The organism is Prosthecodimorpha staleyi, from assembly GCF_018729455.1.
In the GTDB taxonomy this organism is placed as follows: Bacteria; Pseudomonadota; Alphaproteobacteria; order Rhizobiales; family Ancalomicrobiaceae; genus Prosthecodimorpha; species Prosthecodimorpha staleyi.
The window spans coordinates 199,170-216,379 of sequence record NZ_JAHHZF010000003.1 but is presented as its reverse complement, the minus strand read 5'-3'; the positions used below and the strand labels follow the sequence as shown (position 1 = coordinate 216,379).

Annotated in this window: 18 protein-coding genes; 6 read left to right on the top strand and 12 right to left on the bottom strand. The window is 66.3% G+C overall.

Going from position 1 to position 17,210, the window contains the following annotated elements; translation table 11 throughout:
- Window positions 1-201 precede the first annotated feature (201 nt).
- Together KL771_RS06925 and KL771_RS06920 are read left to right on the top strand one after the other, a co-directional pair.
- Window positions 202-594 carry a hypothetical protein gene (locus KL771_RS06925; protein WP_261967819.1) on the top strand — a complete coding sequence of 131 codons (393 nt, stop codon included), beginning with the start codon at window positions 202-204 and terminating at the stop codon, window positions 592-594.
- Between the two features lie 143 nt (window positions 595-737).
- A complete protein-coding gene (locus KL771_RS06920; protein WP_261967818.1) occupies window positions 738-1,310 on the top strand; it encodes a Uma2 family endonuclease in 573 nt (190 codons plus the stop codon).
- Between the two features lie 821 nt (window positions 1,311-2,131).
- Here KL771_RS06920 and KL771_RS06915 read toward each other — a convergent pair.
- The 8 genes from KL771_RS06915 to KL771_RS06880 all read right to left on the bottom strand — a co-directional run bounded on the left by KL771_RS06915 (window position 2,132) and on the right by KL771_RS06880 (window position 11,379).
- The gene (locus KL771_RS06915) at window positions 2,132-3,457 is read right to left on the bottom strand and encodes an AAA family ATPase (RefSeq protein ID WP_261967817.1); all 1,326 of its coding nucleotides are present in this window, start codon (window positions 3,455-3,457) and stop codon (window positions 2,132-2,134) included.
- Window positions 3,458-3,522: 65 nt separating this feature from the next.
- Window positions 3,523-6,183 carry an excinuclease ABC subunit UvrB gene (gene uvrB, locus KL771_RS06910; RefSeq protein WP_315901491.1) on the bottom strand — a complete coding sequence of 887 codons (2,661 nt, stop codon included), beginning with the start codon at window positions 6,181-6,183 and terminating at the stop codon, window positions 3,523-3,525.
- 290 nt (window positions 6,184-6,473) lie between these two features.
- Window positions 6,474-7,337 (bottom strand): DMT family transporter, encoded by an 864-nt coding sequence (locus tag KL771_RS06905; RefSeq protein WP_261967815.1) that lies wholly within the window; start codon window positions 7,335-7,337, stop codon window positions 6,474-6,476.
- Window positions 7,338-7,613: 276 nt separating this feature from the next.
- Entirely contained in the window at window positions 7,614-8,219 is a 606-nt protein-coding gene (locus KL771_RS06900) for a hypothetical protein (protein WP_261967814.1), read from the bottom strand.
- Between the two features lie 142 nt (window positions 8,220-8,361).
- Window positions 8,362-8,742, bottom strand: coding sequence for a hypothetical protein (locus KL771_RS06895; protein ID WP_261967813.1), 381 nt, complete (start codon window positions 8,740-8,742; stop codon window positions 8,362-8,364).
- Window positions 8,743-8,997: 255 nt separating this feature from the next.
- Window positions 8,998-9,669: a hypothetical protein gene (locus KL771_RS06890; RefSeq protein ID WP_261967812.1), complete on the bottom strand. Its 672-nt coding sequence runs from the start codon at window positions 9,667-9,669 to the stop codon at window positions 8,998-9,000.
- Window positions 9,670-9,994: 325 nt separating this feature from the next.
- Window positions 9,995-10,819, bottom strand: coding sequence for an anti-sigma factor (locus KL771_RS06885; RefSeq protein ID WP_261967811.1), 825 nt, complete (start codon window positions 10,817-10,819; stop codon window positions 9,995-9,997).
- Window positions 10,816-11,379 (bottom strand): sigma-70 family RNA polymerase sigma factor, encoded by a 564-nt coding sequence (locus KL771_RS06880; protein WP_261967810.1) that lies wholly within the window; start codon window positions 11,377-11,379, stop codon window positions 10,816-10,818. The genes KL771_RS06885 and KL771_RS06880 overlap by 4 nt, the downstream gene beginning before the upstream one ends.
- 325 nt (window positions 11,380-11,704) lie before the next feature.
- Between KL771_RS06880 and KL771_RS06875 the strand changes: the two genes are divergently transcribed.
- The gene (locus KL771_RS06875) at window positions 11,705-12,475 is read left to right on the top strand and encodes a DUF4394 domain-containing protein (RefSeq protein WP_261967809.1); all 771 of its coding nucleotides are present in this window, start codon (window positions 11,705-11,707) and stop codon (window positions 12,473-12,475) included.
- A gap of 146 nt (window positions 12,476-12,621) precedes the next feature.
- On the opposite strand, the gene KL771_RS06870 is transcribed toward KL771_RS06875, so the two are convergent.
- Entirely contained in the window at window positions 12,622-13,002 is a 381-nt protein-coding gene (locus KL771_RS06870) for a DUF3775 domain-containing protein (protein ID WP_054360646.1), read from the bottom strand.
- Window positions 13,003-13,578: 576 nt separating this feature from the next.
- Between KL771_RS06870 and KL771_RS06865 the strand changes: the two genes are divergently transcribed.
- The 3 genes from KL771_RS06865 (at window position 13,579) to KL771_RS06855 (ending at window position 14,915) form a co-directional block, all read left to right on the top strand.
- Window positions 13,579-14,085, top strand: a complete 507-nt coding sequence (locus KL771_RS06865) for a DUF1097 domain-containing protein (RefSeq protein ID WP_261967808.1) — start codon at window positions 13,579-13,581, stop codon at window positions 14,083-14,085.
- 209 nt (window positions 14,086-14,294) lie between these two features.
- Window positions 14,295-14,648, top strand: coding sequence for a DMT family protein (locus KL771_RS06860; protein WP_054360648.1), 354 nt, complete (start codon window positions 14,295-14,297; stop codon window positions 14,646-14,648).
- A 6-nt stretch (window positions 14,649-14,654) separates the two neighbouring features.
- A complete protein-coding gene (locus KL771_RS06855; RefSeq protein WP_261967807.1) occupies window positions 14,655-14,915 on the top strand; it encodes a SemiSWEET transporter in 261 nt (86 codons plus the stop codon).
- On the opposite strand, the gene KL771_RS06850 is transcribed toward KL771_RS06855, so the two are convergent.
- From KL771_RS06850 to acuI, 3 genes are all read right to left on the bottom strand, one after another.
- On the bottom strand, window positions 14,863-15,549 hold the full coding sequence (locus KL771_RS06850; protein ID WP_261967806.1) for a hypothetical protein: 687 nt from the start codon (window positions 15,547-15,549) through the stop codon (window positions 14,863-14,865). The two genes, KL771_RS06855 and KL771_RS06850, sit on opposite strands and share 53 nt — an antisense overlap.
- A 79-nt stretch (window positions 15,550-15,628) precedes the next feature.
- A complete protein-coding gene (locus tag KL771_RS06845) occupies window positions 15,629-16,168 on the bottom strand; it encodes a DUF1499 domain-containing protein (protein ID WP_261967805.1) in 540 nt (179 codons plus the stop codon).
- A 45-nt stretch (window positions 16,169-16,213) separates the two neighbouring features.
- Window positions 16,214-17,206 (bottom strand): acrylyl-CoA reductase (NADPH), encoded by a 993-nt coding sequence (acuI, locus tag KL771_RS06840; protein WP_261967804.1) that lies wholly within the window; start codon window positions 17,204-17,206, stop codon window positions 16,214-16,216.
- Window positions 17,207-17,210: the final 4 nt, after the last annotated feature.

Below are 17,210 nucleotides of genomic sequence, written 5' to 3'. Positions count from 1 at the left end.
ATGGGCCTCTCCGGGGCGGCCCGGCGGGACCTGTGCCGAACCGCCGCAGATTTCCTGAAGACCCGCGAAAGCCTGCCCGCCATGGTCGCCGAGATGCCTTGCCGCCGCCCGTCCCCGCTCGCTGAACCCGTTGTCCCCGCCGGGGGCTTGAGCCTGCCGGCAGCGGCGATCCGGCCAAGGACTGGGACGACCCTTTCGGAGTTGCCGAAGGTCGGGGCGGCCGCGACCCGGCGCGCGGCCCTGCGGACACCCCACGCCCGGCGCGCGACCTTCGCCCTGGCGGCAGCCCTGGTGGGCGTTGGCCTCGCCGGCTGCAAGCTCTCCGAGGAGACCGGCTTCGTCGAACTGCGCCGGCAATATGCGCAGACCGGCGCCGGCATCTACCGCCTGGAAGGCGAGGAGGTCCCCGGCCTCGCCAACCCGACCGCGACCGCCTCGGCCATCGTCCGCCGCCGCACCGGCACCGTCACGGTCGACTTCTTCCGCGCCGATCGCGCCTACGAACTCTGCCGCTTCCCCCTCGCCAAGAACCGCATCGTCACCGTGACGCTGACGCTCGAGGGTCGCGAGATCAAATGCCGCGTCGAGGCGTGAGGGCGGGGCATTGCGGCGTTCCGGCCGGTCCGGCTTGAACCCCTTGCCGGCGGGCGTCAATCGGCCCCGGACGGCGATCCCCGGTCGCCTGCCGACCGGCCGGACGTTTCCGTCCGATCGGGAAATGCTCTAAAGTCTCGCGCATGAACATGCGCACGGTTCTTTCGGCGGACGGACGCCTGCGCCGCGCCTTCACGGTCGAGGACGTGGAGCGCATGGTCGAGGTCGGCCTGATCGGTCCCGACGAGCGTCTGGAGATCGTGGCCGGGGAGATCCTGCCGATGTCGCCCAAGGGAGCGCGCCACGAGGCGCTGCGCGTCGCCCTGCTCGAACATCTCTTCGACCATCGCCCACCCGGCCTGCGCATCGCCTCCGAACCCGGCTGGCGCCTGGGCGAGGCGCTCTATCTCGAACCAGACCTGCTGCTCTATCCGTCCGCCATCCCGCTCGATCGCCTGCGCGGCCCGGACGCGCTGCTGGTGATCGAGATCGCCGACTCGACCCTCGGCTTCGATCTCGGCCCCAAGGCCGCCGTCTATGCTGACCAGGGCGTACCGGAATACTGGGTCATCGACGCCGCCACCCGGGCGACGCATATCCACCGCCGGCCGGGGGCGGAGGGATATGCGGTGATCGAGGTGGTCGCGGCGGAGGCGGAGGCACGGGCCGCTGGGGCGGGGATTTCGGTGGTGATCGGGGCGTTGGGGGAGGGGTGATCGCGTCGGCGGCTCCTCAGAACGGCGAGGGGATCGAGCGCGGACACGCCCATCGGTGTGAAATACCGCAGGTCGCGTGTGAGCACCGTGTAGCCGTGGACGGTCGCGGTAATGTGACCGGCGCGAGGCGTTTGACTTTCTTGACACAATAACGGTGTCCTGAAAATGTCATTTATTTAGTAATAAATTTGATAAAATTAAGTAATACCTAGAGATACATTGAGCGCTGGTTCTCCAAATTCTAATAATGCATCACATATTCATCCAGTGACATATGTCAAGCAAAGCCTTCCGCAATTGTGAAAAGCTTGGAGATATCTCGGCAAGTTTCTTTGGGGAAATAGAACAGAATAGATCTACTCCAACTGTTGTTTTGTCATAATCAATGTTTGCTTTTCGCAATTGTCTTATAATTATTGACTCGCATACAATTCCTTCGTAATTTTTCTGTGGTACTAAATTTGTATTTATGCTCCCGTCGTCTTGCAAGAACGGTGCAATCCAGGATTCTAAAGACCTATCGGCAATACATATTATTAATTGGTCTTCCTTTATTCCAAGCTTATTTAAGTGAAAACGCAATTCAGTATTTAATGAATCACAGCTTTTATTTCTTTTTTCTCTATCGAATATCACGACGACTGGATGGTGCCGATTACCAAGATTCTGAAAATGAGCGTATATGCGCGTTGCGATTGCCTTCATCTCGACGTCAGAGTTGTTGATCCCAAGAAGTATAACTCTCTTTCCCGGACAAATACGGTTAATTACAAGTTTTTCTTGCTTTCCTTCGACTATAAAAGCTGGGTCTGCCATTGATTTTAACCAAGCGATCCAGTTGTGTAAAACCAGCCGAGGCCAAAGCCAGTTTTTTTCATTATTTGACGTAGTCGTTTTGTATCGGAGATCGCGCTTGTCATTGTGTATCCAGCTTTGAAGTCGACAAGTACGATCTCCTCTGGTCTTAGCAAATTTATTAGCGTTTCGCTGTGAGTTGTTATGAGGGCAAAATTATTTTTATTCTTCTCGCAAGATGCCCTAAGTAAGTTTACTATCTCGCTTAACATGCGTGGATGTAGGAAATTTTCCGGTTCCTCAATCACAAAAATCGATCGATTACTTAGAATCGCAGTTACTAAGGCAAGCCATTTCACAGTTCCGTCAGAAAGGTAGCGCAACGGGACAATGAACTCGCAGCCGTCGCCTCTTAATGTGGCGCGCATTTGCAGGCGGTTCTCGATTACCCTATTTTCAACGTCTATATCTATAATGTCATCGTTCACAAGTTTCAGTAGCGATTTAATTCGAGGTAGAATATCTGGTTCATACATATCAAACTGATTCAAGTAAAAATTAAGACGATATTCGTCCTCAATTTGGGGTTTCTTGAGATGAAATATTGTTGCAGCAAGACCGCTTCCATCCGGATTTACTATTGGCTGAGTAGAAATATCTTCATCGCGCTTTACGTTCTCCGGGACAATATTGAAAGCACGGCCGGCATGAAGATCAATCGTGATCCTCGAAAAAAGATATCCAAATATATACGATTGAGATATCAAGGATATCTCAGAGAATATGTCTTTCTGACTGTTTATAACTTCGTCGAAATAAATCTTTCTATTTCCCAGAAAATCTAAAAAATCTCTCGATTCACTTAGATCCACCGAAATTTCTTTGCCTTTTGACTTTATTATTAAATCGCTAAGTTTATCGTGATCGATAGCTTTTGCTGTAAGTGAAAACAAACCAATGCTAATCTCTTGGGAACCAAACCCTACCTCGCCTTTCTGAGGGTCGAAAAAAATATTAGCGCTATACTTGTACGCAATAGTTTTCTTGTGATTTCTATTTTTACCATTCCTTGGACGCTCTGGGCCATCGCCAAAAACAGTTATACTTAAATATTGGGTTTCCCCTCGCCGTGCGGTCTCTGTTGCTCGATCAAATACTTCTCCTGCACCACCTGAGCGGCCAATTGCCTCTGATGCTGAAAATATGCAGATATTTGAAATGAACTCAAATAAACGTACGATAGTAGTTTTACCAGCCCCATTTGTCCCAAGCAGTACATTCAATCCTTGCCGAATTTCAAACGAGAAATTGCGGAGGCTTCGAAAACCATCAACTTCGATTTTTCTGAGCATGTAAGAAACCAAAAACTCACTAAAGCCACACATTTATAGAAAGCGAACGCACGCAAGTCTAGGCCTTATGTTCTCCCCTTCCAACGCCCCTTGCCCTTGGCGGCGACCGTCCCCGCTGCCGTGCTCGAGGCCGGGCGCTTCGGCAGCTCCCCCGTCCCGAGCGGGATTTCCGTGCGGCCGACGGTCATTTCGTCGAGGGAGTTCTTGCGGGCGCGGCTGGGGGGGAGGTTGCCGGCGGCGCCGTATTTGCGCGGGCCGGTGAAGCCGCCGGTGGTGTCGTCGACGGCGGCCTGGCGGGCGATCGGGTCATCGGCGACCATCAGGTCGGTCTCGCGCAGGCGCTTGATCTCGTCGCGCAGGCGGGCGGCGGTCTCGAATTCCAGGTTGGCGGCGGCGTCGCGCATGCGCTTCTCCAGGTCGGCGATATGGGCCTGGAGATTGTGGCCGACCAGATGGCCGCCCTCGGCGAAGCCGGCATCGACGGTGACGTGGTCCTGCTCGTAGACCGAGCCGAGAATGTCGGAGATCTCGCGCCGGATCGTCTCGGGCGTGATGCCGTGCTCGACATTGTAGGCGGTCTGCTTCTCGCGCCGGCGGTCGGTCTCGGCGATGGCCCGCTCCATCGAGCCGGTCATGTGGTCGGCATAGAGCACCACCCGGCCGTCGACATTGCGCGCGGCGCGGCCGATGGTCTGGATCAGCGAGGTCTCGGAGCGCAGGAAGCCTTCCTTGTCGGCATCCAGGATGGCGACCAGGGCGCATTCCGGGATGTCCAGGCCCTCGCGCAACAGGTTGATGCCGATCAGCACGTCGAAGGCGCCGAGGCGTAGGTCGCGGATGATCTCGATCCGCTCCAGCGTCTCGACATCGGAATGCATGTAGCGCACGCGCACGCCATGCTCGTGCAGGTATTCGGTCAGGTCCTCGGCCATGCGCTTGGTCAGGGTGGTGACCAGGCTGCGGTAGCCGCGCGCCGCGACTGCCTTGACCTCGCCGAGCAGGTCCTCGACCTGGGCCTTGGCCGGGCGGATCTCGATCGGCGGGTCGATCAGGCCGGTCGGCCGGATGACCTGTTCGGCGAAGACGCCGCCGGCCTCGTCCATCTCCCAGCCCCCGGGGGTCGCCGAGACGCAGATGGTCTGCGGCCGCATCGCGTTCCATTCCTCGAAGCGCAGCGGCCGGTTGTCCATGCAGGAGGGCAGGCGGAAGCCGTATTCGGCCAGCGTCGCCTTGCGCCGGAAGTCGCCGCGATACATGCCGCCGATCTGCGGCACGGTGACGTGGCTCTCGTCGACGAAGACCAGCGCGTTGTCGGGCAGGTATTCGAACAGCGTCGGCGGCGGCTCGCCCGGCTTACGGCCGGTGAGGTAGCGCGAATAGTTCTCGATGCCGGCGCAGGAGCCGGTCGCCTCCAGCATCTCGATATCGAACACGGTGCGCTGCTCGAGCCGCTGCGCCTCCAGGAGGCGGCCGGCGGCGTTGAGCTCGTTCAGCCGGTGCTTCAGCTCCTGCTTGATCGAGGTGATCGCCTGCTGCAGCGTCGGCTTCGGCGTTACATAGTGCGAGTTGGCATAGACCTTGACGAATTTCAGGGCCTGCGCCTTCTGCCCGGTCAGCGGGTCGAACTCGACGATGGATTCGACCTCGTCGCCGAACAGGCTGATGCGCCAGGCGCGGTCCTCATAGTGGGCCGGGAAGATCTCGACGGTATCGCCACGCACCCGGAAGGTACCGCGCACGAAGGCGGCCTCGTTGCGCTTGTATTGCAGGGCGACCAGGTCGGCCAGAAGCTGGCGCTGGTCGAGCCGCTCGCCGACCTCGATCGAGAAGGTCATCGCCGTATAGGTCTCGACCGAGCCGATACCGTAGATGCACGAGACCGAGGCGACGATGATCACGTCGTCGCGTTCGATCAGCGAGCGCGTGGCGGCGTGGCGCATCCGGTCGATCTGCTCGTTGATCGAGGATTCCTTCTCGATGAAGGTGTCGGTGCGCGGCACATAGGCTTCGGGCTGATAGTAGTCGTAGTAGGAGACGAAATATTCGACCGCGTTGTTCGGGAAGAAGCTCTTGAACTCGCCATAGAGCTGGGCGGCGAGCGTCTTGTTCGGAGCCAGGATCAGGGCCGGGCGCTGGGTGCGCTCGATGACCTGCGCCATCGTGTAGGTCTTGCCCGAGCCGGTGACGCCGAGCAGCACCTGCAGGCGCTCCGCCTGCTCGACGCCGGCGACCAGATCGGCGATCGCGGTCGGCTGGTCGCCCGCCGGGGCATATTCGGACACGATCTTGAGCGGGATGCCGCCTTCGGATTTCTCCGGCCGCTCGGGCCGGTGCGGCGTCCACAGCTTGCCGTCCTTGAACAGCGGATTGCCGGACGAGATCAGCGCGGAAAGCGCCTCGACGGTGGCGGTCGCGCTGGCGCGCGGCATCGCCTGCGCCTCCTCGAGCGTCAGGTCGAGCCCGGCCATCGGCATCAGGCCGGCGCGGGCGCGCTCTTCCGGCGAGGCGTCGCCATCCGCGCCGCGCTGGCGGCCCTTGGCGCGCGGCTTCTTGTCGGCCTTCCCGGTCGCGGCGGCGGGACCGGCGGCCTTGGCGGTCGGCGGCGCGGCCGGACGCTCGCGTGCGGCCTCCTCGGTGATCTGCTGCGCCCAGCCGGCGACCGGCCCGCTCAGCGGCACGCCCTCGAAGCCGGCCTGCGGCTGCTCGCCGAAGCCGTCGCCGGTCAGGCTCGAACCGGCGGGCTGCGCGAAATCGGCTCCGCCGGCCTCGGCATCGAGCGGCACGGAGGCGTCCAGAGGGGCGACGAGGGGGCCGCGGCGGCGGGGCGCTGCAGCCGGGGAGGCGGATTTCGGGGAACGGGCCATGGCCCGAATATGGCCCGAGTCCCCCGCCCGGAAAAGGGCGCCGGCCGCCGATCCCGTCAGACCGTGTCAGGAGGGCGGGAGGGGGAGCCCTTCACGGGGTGTTGGTAGACTGGGTAGGCAGAGTGCAAATGGCCGCCGGGAAGCCCGCGCCTTCAGGCTGCCGTGTGGGTCCGCCCGGGGCGCCACTGGCCCCAGAGAGTTCCGGCGACGATCATGCCGGCGCCGGCCAGAGTCGCTGCGCCCGGCACCTCGGCGAAGAACAGGAAGCCCCAGACCGAGCCCCAGACCAGGGCGGTATATTCGATCGGCGCCAGAGTGGCGGCCGGGGCGCGCGCGAAGGCCATCGCCAGCAGCATGTGGCCGACGACCCCCATCGCGCCGATCAGCGCCGCCAAGGCCCAGCCCTCCGCGGAGACCGGCACCCAGACCCAGGCGGCCGGGGTGGCCAGGATCAGCGCGGGGCCGATATTCTGGAACGCCACGATGGTCACCGCCGGGTCGCGCGTGGCGCGCGAGCGCAGCAGCACCAGCGACAGCGCATAGGTGAAGGCCGAGGCGACGGCAGCCAGCACGCCCCAGCCGGCGGTGAAGCCGGCGCTGCCGAGCCGGCCGCCGACGATCACCAGCATGCCGGCGAAGCCGATTGCCAGGGTGGCGCCGATGCGCCAGGAGAAGCGCTCGCGCAGGATCACGACGCCGAGCAGCGCGATCAGGGCGGGTGCGATGAAGGACAGCGCGATCGCCTCGGCCAGCGGCAGGGCGGTCAGCGAGTAGAAGAAGGTCGTCGCGGTGACCACGACCAGCATCGCCCGCCAGGCATTGGCCGTGATGGTCTCGCGCCCCGGCCAGCCCGGACGCAGCCAGGCGGCGAGCAGGAGTGCCCCGAGCGACCCGGAGGCGAAACGCAGGAAGGCGAGCTGCGCGACCGGCATCTGGCCGCCGAGATACTTGATGGCGACATCCATGGCGGCGAGCAGGCCGACACCGGCGACCGCGAGAAGGGCTGCGGCATTCATGGTCGGCGGCGTCTCCCGTGGGGGCGGCCCGGTGGCCGCACCCGGCGCGCGTTCCGATCCCGGGAGATCGTTCGCAGGCCGTTTCGTTGTTCGGACTGGCGCGCCGGTCGTTCCGGGCGGGAAACGGCGCGGCGCGTCGCATCCTTAGCGGTTTTGCGCATCCGCGGCGAGCCTTGCCGGGCGCGGAGCCGGGATGCGGGCGCCGCGGGGGCTTTCGCCGACCTGCGGGGCCGAGTTTCGGCTCTGCGGGGGTCTTCGAGGGTCCCGAAGGGATCGTCAGCCCATGCCGGCCGGATGACGGCGCAACGTGGCGGCCAGCTGGATCAGGCTGAGGGCGAGGAAGCCGGCCAGCAGGCAGGCCAGGGCGATGCGGGCGTCGGGGGTGATCGAGACCGGGTCGCCGAGGCCCGGGATCAGGAACAGGGCCAGCAGGGCGCCCCAGAACAGCGCGGCGACGATCAGCATGCGCCGGCTGGCCTTGGGCCGGAACAGGAGTTCGGAGGGTGAAAGCGGCGAGCGCAGCACGGGCGTCGGTACGGTGGGCCGGCCGGCCACGTCGCGCAGATCCAGCCGGAGCCGGATCAGGCTGCCGATCGTGAAGGCGAGCATCGAGATCGCCAGCGCCGTGGCCAGGGCCGGAATCGAAAGCCGGTGATCGAAGCCGACGACCACGGCCGGCATGGCAAGGCCGATCGCCAGGCTCGCCGTCAGGCGCACCGTGCGCTGGCGTTCCTCGACCGCGTCGCGCAGGGCCGCGTCGGCCGCATAGGCCTTGACCGGTCCGAAGACCGAGAATGCGGCGAGCGGGACGAATGCCGGACGCCCGTCGCTGTCGGCGAAACGGTAGTCCGGAAGGCGGGGAAAGAGGGCCCGTAGGCTCATGGGAGTTTCTCCTCGGCAGGACTCCTGACAGCTCTGGCGTCGCGGCCGCGGCCGGGCGTCCCGCCGGCCGCGCTCCGTGAACGGCGGCAGCGGCGGGCGGAGGCGGTCAAACCCGCTTCCGCACCGCCGCGATCGTCTCGGCTCAGTAGCTGTTCTCGTAGCGGCCGTTGGCGCGGGAATTGTCGTGGCGGGCACGGGCGCGCTGGGCCGGGGTCACGCAGACATGGTCGCCCGGGAAGGCCTCGCGCCAGACATAGCCGTTGCGGCAGGTGTCGCGGCCATAGGCGCCGCCCGACGGATTGACGCGATACTTGGCGGCGAAATTGTCGGCCTTGGCGCGAGCGCGCTCGGCCGGGGTGACGCAGACGGTGTCGCCGACGAAGGCCTCGCGCCAGACGTAGCCCTGGCGGCAGGTGTCGGGGCCGTAAGCGCCGGCGGCGGCCGCGGGGCCGGTGGCGGCGAAGGCCGAAAGGACGGTGACGACGGCGGCAGCACCAAAGGCGACGAAGCGGGCGGTCAGCATGGTCGGTCTCGCGGGGTTCGGAGGGGGCGGCCGGTTCGTTTCTTCCCGTCCGCCGATGTTTCGAGACTATTGCGCGGCCACTGAACCGGCTCTGAGGGACGGTTGCAGAAAGCGTTCATCATGAAATCTCGTGTCCGGACGGTTACGTCGCGGCGCTGCATCCGCACGGGCCGGCCGCTCCGCGTCCGGATCGCGCCGGGCGGTGAGACCCTGACCGGGCGCCTCGATGTCGGTCCTTCACCCGTCCCCGGGGCGTCATTGCGGCCGGGCGCGGGCGCACCAGTCGAGGCTTTCCGGCTCGAAGGCCGGCCGCTTGCCCTCGATGTCGCCGAGTACCGACACCGCATGGGCGGCGGCTTGGTCGGCGGAACGGTGCAGCATCACGGGCCGGCAGTCGCGCACCAGCGTCAGCTTCGGGTCGTCGAGGCGGCCGAGCGGCTTGCCGGCGGCGTCGACGATCCGGCCGAGCACCTGCACGATGCCGCCCTTGGGATCGAGATAGATGCGGCCCTCGCGGCGTGCGACCCGGCCGGTCTCCGGCCCGCCCGGGGCGTCGGCCAGCGGCGCCGTCAGGGTCGTGAACAGGAAGGCCAGACTGCCGTCGGGCCGGAAGCAGGAGGTCTCGACCTGGCGGGCGATACCGTCGATGTCGAGCGTGATGCGCAGCACCGAGGCGGCCTTGTCGTCGCGCCGGTCCCAGAACGCGAAAGCATCGCCATAGCCGTTGCCGAAATCGCGTCGCCAGCCGACCCAGCCCTCGGGGCCGGCCTTGGACAGCACGGCCTCGCAGGCCGCCCAGGCCTTGCGGATCTCCGGCAGGGCCGGATCCTCCGCGGCGCGTCCGGCCGTGGCGGCCGACAGCAGCCCGGCAGCGAGGCCTGCGAGCATCGTCGCGGAGTGGCGCAAGGACGAAAGGCGGAACGGCATGGCGACTCCTGCTCGGGATCGCCGCAGCCTAGCAGATTGCTGAAAAACGCGCCGGAATGCGATCAAACGCGGGTCGTTCCAACTCTGTCATCCCCGGGCTTGTCCCGGGGATCCAGACTTTCCAAGGACTTGGCCATCGCACTGGATCCCCGGGACAAGCCCGGGGAAGACAGAATGGCGGGTTCGGAGTGATTTTCAGCAGCCTGCTAGATCAAGCCGCGCCGCCGGGGGAGGCCCGGCGGCGGGTCGCCGTGCGGATCGCCCGCAGCAACGGATTGGCCTCGGCGATGGGCCGCCGTCGGCATGCGGCGGCCGGTCAGGGGGCTCACAGGGTCCGGCTGGTCAGGCCTTTCATCAGCACCGGGCCGGTCGGCCGGCCGGTCGGCGAGCCGGTTTCGGGTTCCAGCGTGATCTCGAACAGCTGGTCCGGGCGCGGGCCCGGCAGGCTGCCGAGATCGAGCGAAAGGGTCCGCGCCCGCCCGGTCAGGCCGACCGGGACCGGGCCTTGCGCCTTGTCCTGCAGCGTCCAGACCTGCAGCGCACGGCCGGCCGGCACCGGCAGGTCGGTCAGCGGCACCAGGCGCACGCGGCCATCCGCGAAGGCCTCGACGACGGCGCCGGGCTTGCCGGGTTCGATCAGCAGCACCGCGACCACCTCCGGCCGGGGCGCTGCCCGCATGGCGACCGAAAGGGCGACGGCGGCGACCAGGGAGGCGGCCACGGCCAGCCCGCGCCAGACCCGCAGGTTGGCCCACAGGCCGGGGCTGGCCCCGGCATCGGTACCCGGTCCGGGTTCGCCAGGGCGGCGGAAGGGCAGCACGGTGCCGCCGGATTCCGCCGAGGCTGCGATATCCTCGGCGACCGGACCGGCTTCGATCCGGGCGGCGGCGGTCTCGCCGGGCGCGGCGCGTTCGGCGGCCGCAATGCCGGCTTCGATCGCCGGCCACAGGCGGTCGGGCATCGGGCGCTGCGGCGCGGTGGCATCGAGCTCGGCGAGCCGGTCGCGCCAATGGGCGACCTCGGCGGCGAACAGGGCGTCGTCCTCGGCAAGGCGCTCGGCGGTGGCGGCGTCCTCGGGCTCGGCCAGTCCGAGCACCCATTCGGCCGCAAGGACCGTGCGGCGGGCGGGATCGCGGGCGAGGTCGGTCATCCGAGGCACTCTTTCAGGGTCGACAGGCTGCGCCGTATCCAGGATTTGACGGTGCCGAGCGGCATGCCCAGCCGGCCGGCCAGCTCGCCGTGGCTGAGCCCTTCGGTATAGGCGAGCACAATGGCGGCGCGGCGTCGGGTGTCGAGACGTTCCAGGCAGCGGCGCAGCGCACTGGCCTCCGAGAGCTTCAGGACCATGGTCTCAGGATCGTCGCCCTCGGACGGCCGGTCGAGTTCGTCGGGTTCCGCGACCAGGTCGGTGCGCGCCTCGGAGCGCAGGATGTTGAGCGCCCGGTTGCGCAGGATGGCATAGATCCAGCTCCGGCCGCGGCCGAGGCGGGGGTCGAAGCTGTCGGCGCGGCGCCAGATCTGCACGAAGGCATCCTGCACCGCCTCCTCGGCCAGGGCCCGGCGCTTCAGGATGCGCTCCGCCACGCCGAGCATGCGCCCGGCTTCGGCCGCATAGATGCGCGCCAGGGCCGCCCGGTCGCCGGCGGCGCATCCGGCCAGCAGCGCCTCTGTCTCGACGCCGTCGGCGTCGCGATCGGTTCGTGCGTCCAAGCCTGCTCCTCCCTGCCTTTGCGGACGTGTCGCCGCGTCCAAGCGATCCGGCTGCGCATTCCGACAGTAGCGTCTCTTTCGGTCCGGTCCCGCATCCCGACGGAACCGGTTCCGTGGTCCCGTCCCCGCAAACCAGCAAAGCCGGTCTCTCGGCCTCGAATGCGCATTCCAATAGAACCGGACGACAGGTCTACCCATGGCGCCGGCGATCGGATGCGGGGCGGGTCAAATAAAGATGATGGCCGCATCCCGGCCGGCGTCCGGCGGGTATCCATGGCGCGGGTCGGAACCGGCTCGCATCCAGATTTTTGACCGGAGACATCCCATGATCCTGCGTAGCGCCGCCGCCCTGACCCTTCTCCTGCTCCCGACCGTCGCCCAGGCGGAGACCATCGCCGCCTTGGTCGGCCCGGACATGATCGCCGTCATCGACACCGCCGAGAAGCGGGCGGCCAAGCCGGTTCGCGTCACCGGCCTCACCGGCCCGATCGTCGGCATCGACATCCGTCCGTCCGACGGCATGCTCTATGCGCTCGGCGCGGACGGCACCGTCGCCACCGTCGACGCCATGACCGGCAAGGCCACCGTCAAGGTCAAGCTGGAGACCTCGCTGCCGGCCGGCGTGAAGGGTGCGGTCGACTTCAACCCGGTCGCCGACCGGATGCGCATCATCGGTGAGGACGGTACCAGCCTGCGCGTCAATGTCGACGACGGCAAGGTCGCGGTCGACGGCAAGCTGCGCTACGCCGACCAGGACGCCAACAAGGGCAAGATGCCGAAGGTCGGCGCGGTCGCCTATACCAATTCGATGAAGGGCGCCAAGGAAACGACCCTCTACGATCTCGACGCGGCGACCGGTGCGCTGGCCCGCCAGGTGCCGCCGAACGACGGCATCCTGAACACGGTCGGCACCGTCGCCGGCACGGTCGCGGCCTTCGATATCGTCTCGGACGGGCAGGGCGGCAACGCCGCCTGGGTGCTGGTCGGCACGAGCCTGCACAAGCTCGACCTCGCCGCCGGCACCATGGCGAGCCCGGTCAAGATCGACGGACTGACCGGTCCGGTGCGCGACATGGCGATCATGACGCGCGGCTGATCCGCCCGCTGCAGACCGGAGCGGGCCGGACCCCAGAAGGGCGGACCGATCCGTCTTGGACAGGAATCCCCTGAACCCGCATCCGTTAAACGCCCGATCGGAGCCTCAGAGATCCGATCGCGGCGCCCGGGTCGGCCGCCGCGCCGTCACTCGGTCTCGTAGCCCATGATCGACAGACCCTCCTCGAGCAGGTCGCCGACATTGGGGATGCCGAGCAGGTAGCGGGCGGTCGAGCGGACCGCCCGTTCGCCGGCACGGCGGACGGCGACGGGCCATTCCTGCGGTTCGAAGTCGCCGCGGCCGACCCAGACAAGAGCGACCAGATCGGCCTGTTCGTCGATGTTGAGCCCGTCGATGACGCCGCGGATCTGCTCCTCGGTGCCGTCGTCCGCCAGCGTCTCCAGGACATGCAGCGCGCCGTCCTCATAGCCGTCCTGGCCGCCGTCATAACCGCCGGCGCCCTCCTTGCCGTCGAACATGCGCAGATATTCGATCAGCTCGGTGACCTTGCCCACCGCAATGTCCATCCGTTCCCTCCCGACCATCGGCCCTCTCCCCTGCAGTCTCGGATTCCGTTCCTACCGGTCGGTGGAGATCGGTGGGCGAAAGGTCGAACCTGCAGTCCTCCACGCGATCCGGAGGCCTTCGGGCGCGTCCATCATGCCACAAATCCCACTGATGCAGGCATCATGGCCGGGTCTGGACCTCTCCGCCTTGCGTCGGATCAAGCCCGTCCGACCGCGCGGGGGGCTTCCGGGATGGCACGGTGGCCAATTCGGCAGTGTCGTAACGTCGCAAGCCCGGGCTGCCGGGCGGTCCGGCGGTCGGGCGCCGCGTCCTGCTGCGGCGCGGCAAGTGCCTGAATCCGTGCAGCCTTGTGTGCAAGACAGATCAGGATTCGATCTTACGGATCCGTCTCGACCGAAAAGACCCCTATGCGGCGCCTCCATGACAGCAACAACGCACTTGTGCATAGTGCCGGGCGCTGGGGGACGTAGAGGGGATGCGCGGTCGTCAAGACGCGCAGGGCGCCGCTGTGAACATTTGTGTTCGGCGGTACGGCAACGTCTTCCCGGAACTGAAGAAAGAACTGGGAGGGAATCATGCATCTCGTTACGGCATTGGCCATCGTGATCGGCGCCATGGGGGGCCTCGCCACCTATGTCTATCTCGGGCCGCTGGCGCCCTACGGCCTGGCGATCTGGGCCACCTTCATCGCCTGGGCGAGCTTCTTCCACTGCGGCGGTAACGAAGCGGCCCTGCGCAATTCGATCTTCGCCAATCTCTGGGGCGCGCTGTGCGCGACCGTCGGTCTGGTCCTGGTGACGCAGGTATCGCTCGGCGCCCTGCCGGTTACCGCCGGCGTCTGGGTCGGCGTCAGCGTCGCCGTGATGATCCTCGGCGCGCATGTGCCCCTGTTCGGCGCCATCCCGGCCGCGGTCTACGGCTATGCCTCGACGGCCGCCTTCGCGCTGCTCGCCGACAAGCTCGGCACGCTGCTCGGCGGCGGGCTCGGGACCAATCCGTTCCTGACCATCGGCGCCTCGATGATCATCGGCAACCTGCTCGGCTACGTCTCCGGCAAGATCGCCGGTGCGCTGGCGAAGTGAGCGGACGGGATATCGGAGGCGGCCAAGCCGCCCGTTGAAGCCGATCGGTTGACGGATGGGGCTCGGCCACAGGCCGGGCCCTTTTCGCATGAGAATTGCCCGGATTGCAGGGGCGGCAGTCCCGGATCGGGCTTGGCCGGCGTCCCGGCTGCGGGTATGTCCGGAGCGGGTCGGACGCGAGGGGCGTCCGCCCGAACCTCCGGACCGCCATGCAAAGTCTTCTTTCGACACCGATCGCGCCGATCGTCCTGCTTGCCGCGTCGAATGTCTTCATGACCTTCGCCTGGTACGGGCACCTGAAATTCCCGCAAAAGTCGCTATGGGTCGTGGTGCTGGCAAGCTGGGCGATCGCCTTCTTCGAATATTGCATTGCGGTTCCGGCCAACCGCTACGGACACGCCTTCTATTCGGCCGCAGAACTGAAGACCATCCAGGAGGTCGTCACCCTGGTCGTCTTCGCCGTCTTCTCCTACTTCTATCTCGGCGAAAGCCTCGGCTGGAACCATGCGATCGGCTTTGCGCTGATCGCGCTCGGTGCCTTCTTCATCTTTCAGAAATGGTGACCAGTCGTGAACCCGGTCTTCATCGAAATCATCGGAGCCGTCGCGGCGCTGTGCACCACGCTGTGCTGGCTGCCGCAGACCATCCGCGTCATCCGGCTGCGCGACACGTCGAGCCTGTCGCTCGCCACTTTCTCGATCTTCGTGATCGGGATCGTGCTGTGGCTCGCCTATGGGATCATGATCGTCAGTTGGCCGCTGATCCTGGCCAATGTCTTCACGCTCGCACTGAACGGGACGATCCTGGCATTGAAGCTGCGCTACGGCTGAAGGTGAGGCGCCGGGCCCAGGCGGCGACGCGCACGAAGCCGAGATAGCCGAGCGCATAGACCACCGCGGCCGGAACCGCCGGGATCAGAAGCCACGGCACCATGGCCGAGGTCGCGTAGTTGTCGCCGAGCTCGACGCCGTAGATGCGGCACAGGCCGCGACCGGCCTCGGTGATCCGGCAGGAGTCGTGGTCGGCGAAATGGACCGCCGCCACCGGCGCGGCCAGCACCCCGAACAGGCAGATCACCGGCAGCAGGGCGCCCCAGACGAAGCGCTGGCCGAGATCCTCCGTCGAGCGGTGGACCAGGACCGTCGCGATCAGCATCGGCAGGCCGACGAAGACCGGCATGTCCCAGGCCGCCTCGACCGAAACGCGGATCACTTGACCGAGATCGACCGCGCCGATCCGGCAAAGCGATGCGGCCTCGGCGTCGCAGCCTGCGCTCGACCCGAACAGGGCGGCGAGGGCGATCAGTGCGCTCGGTACCAGCGGCAGGGCCAGCACGAAGGCGGCCAACTCGAACAGCGGTTCCGCCTGTTCGGTCGCCGGCGCGACGCTGTGGAGGGACGACGGATCGGACGACAGGGGATGGCGCGGCACCGTCAGGGTGCCCCGGCGTTGGACTACGGACATGACACAACCCTCCCGGACACGCGAACGGCCCCCTACCGGCCTCCGCCCGATCGCCGTCGGAACGGCTTGCGGGCAGGGGTCAGGACTCGTCACGCCGGAGCGGGATCTCCGAGGAAAGGCGATCGATCCACCGCATCAGGCGCGACCGATTCCTGTCCGGATCGATGCCCCCGATCTGGCTGCGCGACGATAGTGCAAGGGTGCTATGGTCTCGTGTAAGTTCAATGTACCTCACGACAATCGTATCGGGGAAGCGAAATATTAGGGTTCTGGAAAGGTATCGCTCCTCGCCGAGACCGGCGTCGCTGGCAATCCGGCGGGTGAGCGGATCGGCTTCTGCGATGCGCTTCAGGGCCCGGGCCAGCTCGCGCGCGGGGACCGCGAAGACGGGGGCGGAACGGTCCGGCCGCGCCGCGCGGCAGAGCGACGGCGGGCAGACCAGTCCGTCGGCTTCGGGGTGCGGACGGGTCAGCGTCTCGAAGTCGACCCGGCCGAGATCCGGGTCGCCGAGGAACAGCCGCAGGGTGCCCTCGCGGCCGACCACGGCGACGAGCAGCAGGGACGAAACCAGCAGGAAGCCCGCCATGTGGATGGCGATGGAAATCGCGATGCGACGCATGGCGGGCCTGCCTCTTGGCCGGGCCGGAACGGTCGAGGCCGCCGGTCAGGCGACCTTGACGACGATGCGGCCGCGCACCTTGCCGGCCAGGATGTCGGGCGCGGTGCCGATCACGTCGGCGAGCGCGATCTCGCTGGTCATGGCCTCGAGCTTGGCGAGGTCCAGGTCGGTGACGACCCGCGCCCAGGCGGCCTCGCGCAGGGCCTTCGGCGCCATCACGGAATCGATGCCGAGCAGCGCGACGCCGCGCAGGATGAAGGGCGCCACCGAGGACGGCAGGTCCATGCCGCCGGCGAGCCCGCAGGCCGAGACCGCGCCGCCGTAGCGGGTCATCGACAGGACGTTGGCGAGCGTTGTCGAGCCGACGGAATCGACGCCCGCCGCCCAGCGCTCCTTGGCGAGCGGCTTGGGCGGGCCGGCCAGTTCGGCCCGTTCGAGGATCTCGGCCGCGCCGAGGCCCTTCAAGTAGTCGGCCTCGCTGGTCCGGCCGGTGACGGCGATCACGTGCCAGCCGAGCCGGGCCAGCACGGCGATCGCCACCGAGCCGACGCCGCCGGCCGCGCCGGTGACCACGACCGGGCCGCGCGCCGGGGTCAGGCCGTGCTTTTCGAGCGCCATCACGGCCAGCATGGCGGTGTAGCCGGCAGTGCCGACCGCCATGGCGGAACGGGCCGAGATCGCCGCCGGGCGCTTGATCAGCCAGTCGCCCTTGACCCGGGCGCGGCCGGCATAGCCGCCCATATGGGTCTCGCCGACGCCCCAACCGTCGAGGATGACGGCATCGCCGGGTGCGAAATCGGGATGGGCCGAGGCGGTGACGGTGCCGGCGAAATCGATGCCGGGCACCATCGGGAAGCGACGCACGACCGGGCTCTTGCCGGTGATGGCGAGGCCATCCTTGTAGTTCACGGTCGACCACTCGACCGCGACGGTCACGTCGCCGTCCATCAGCTCGCTCTCGGCGATGGCGGTCAGCGCGACGCTCTGCTGCTTCGTCGCGTCGTCGCGGGTGACCAGGACCGCGGGGAACTTATCCATGCTT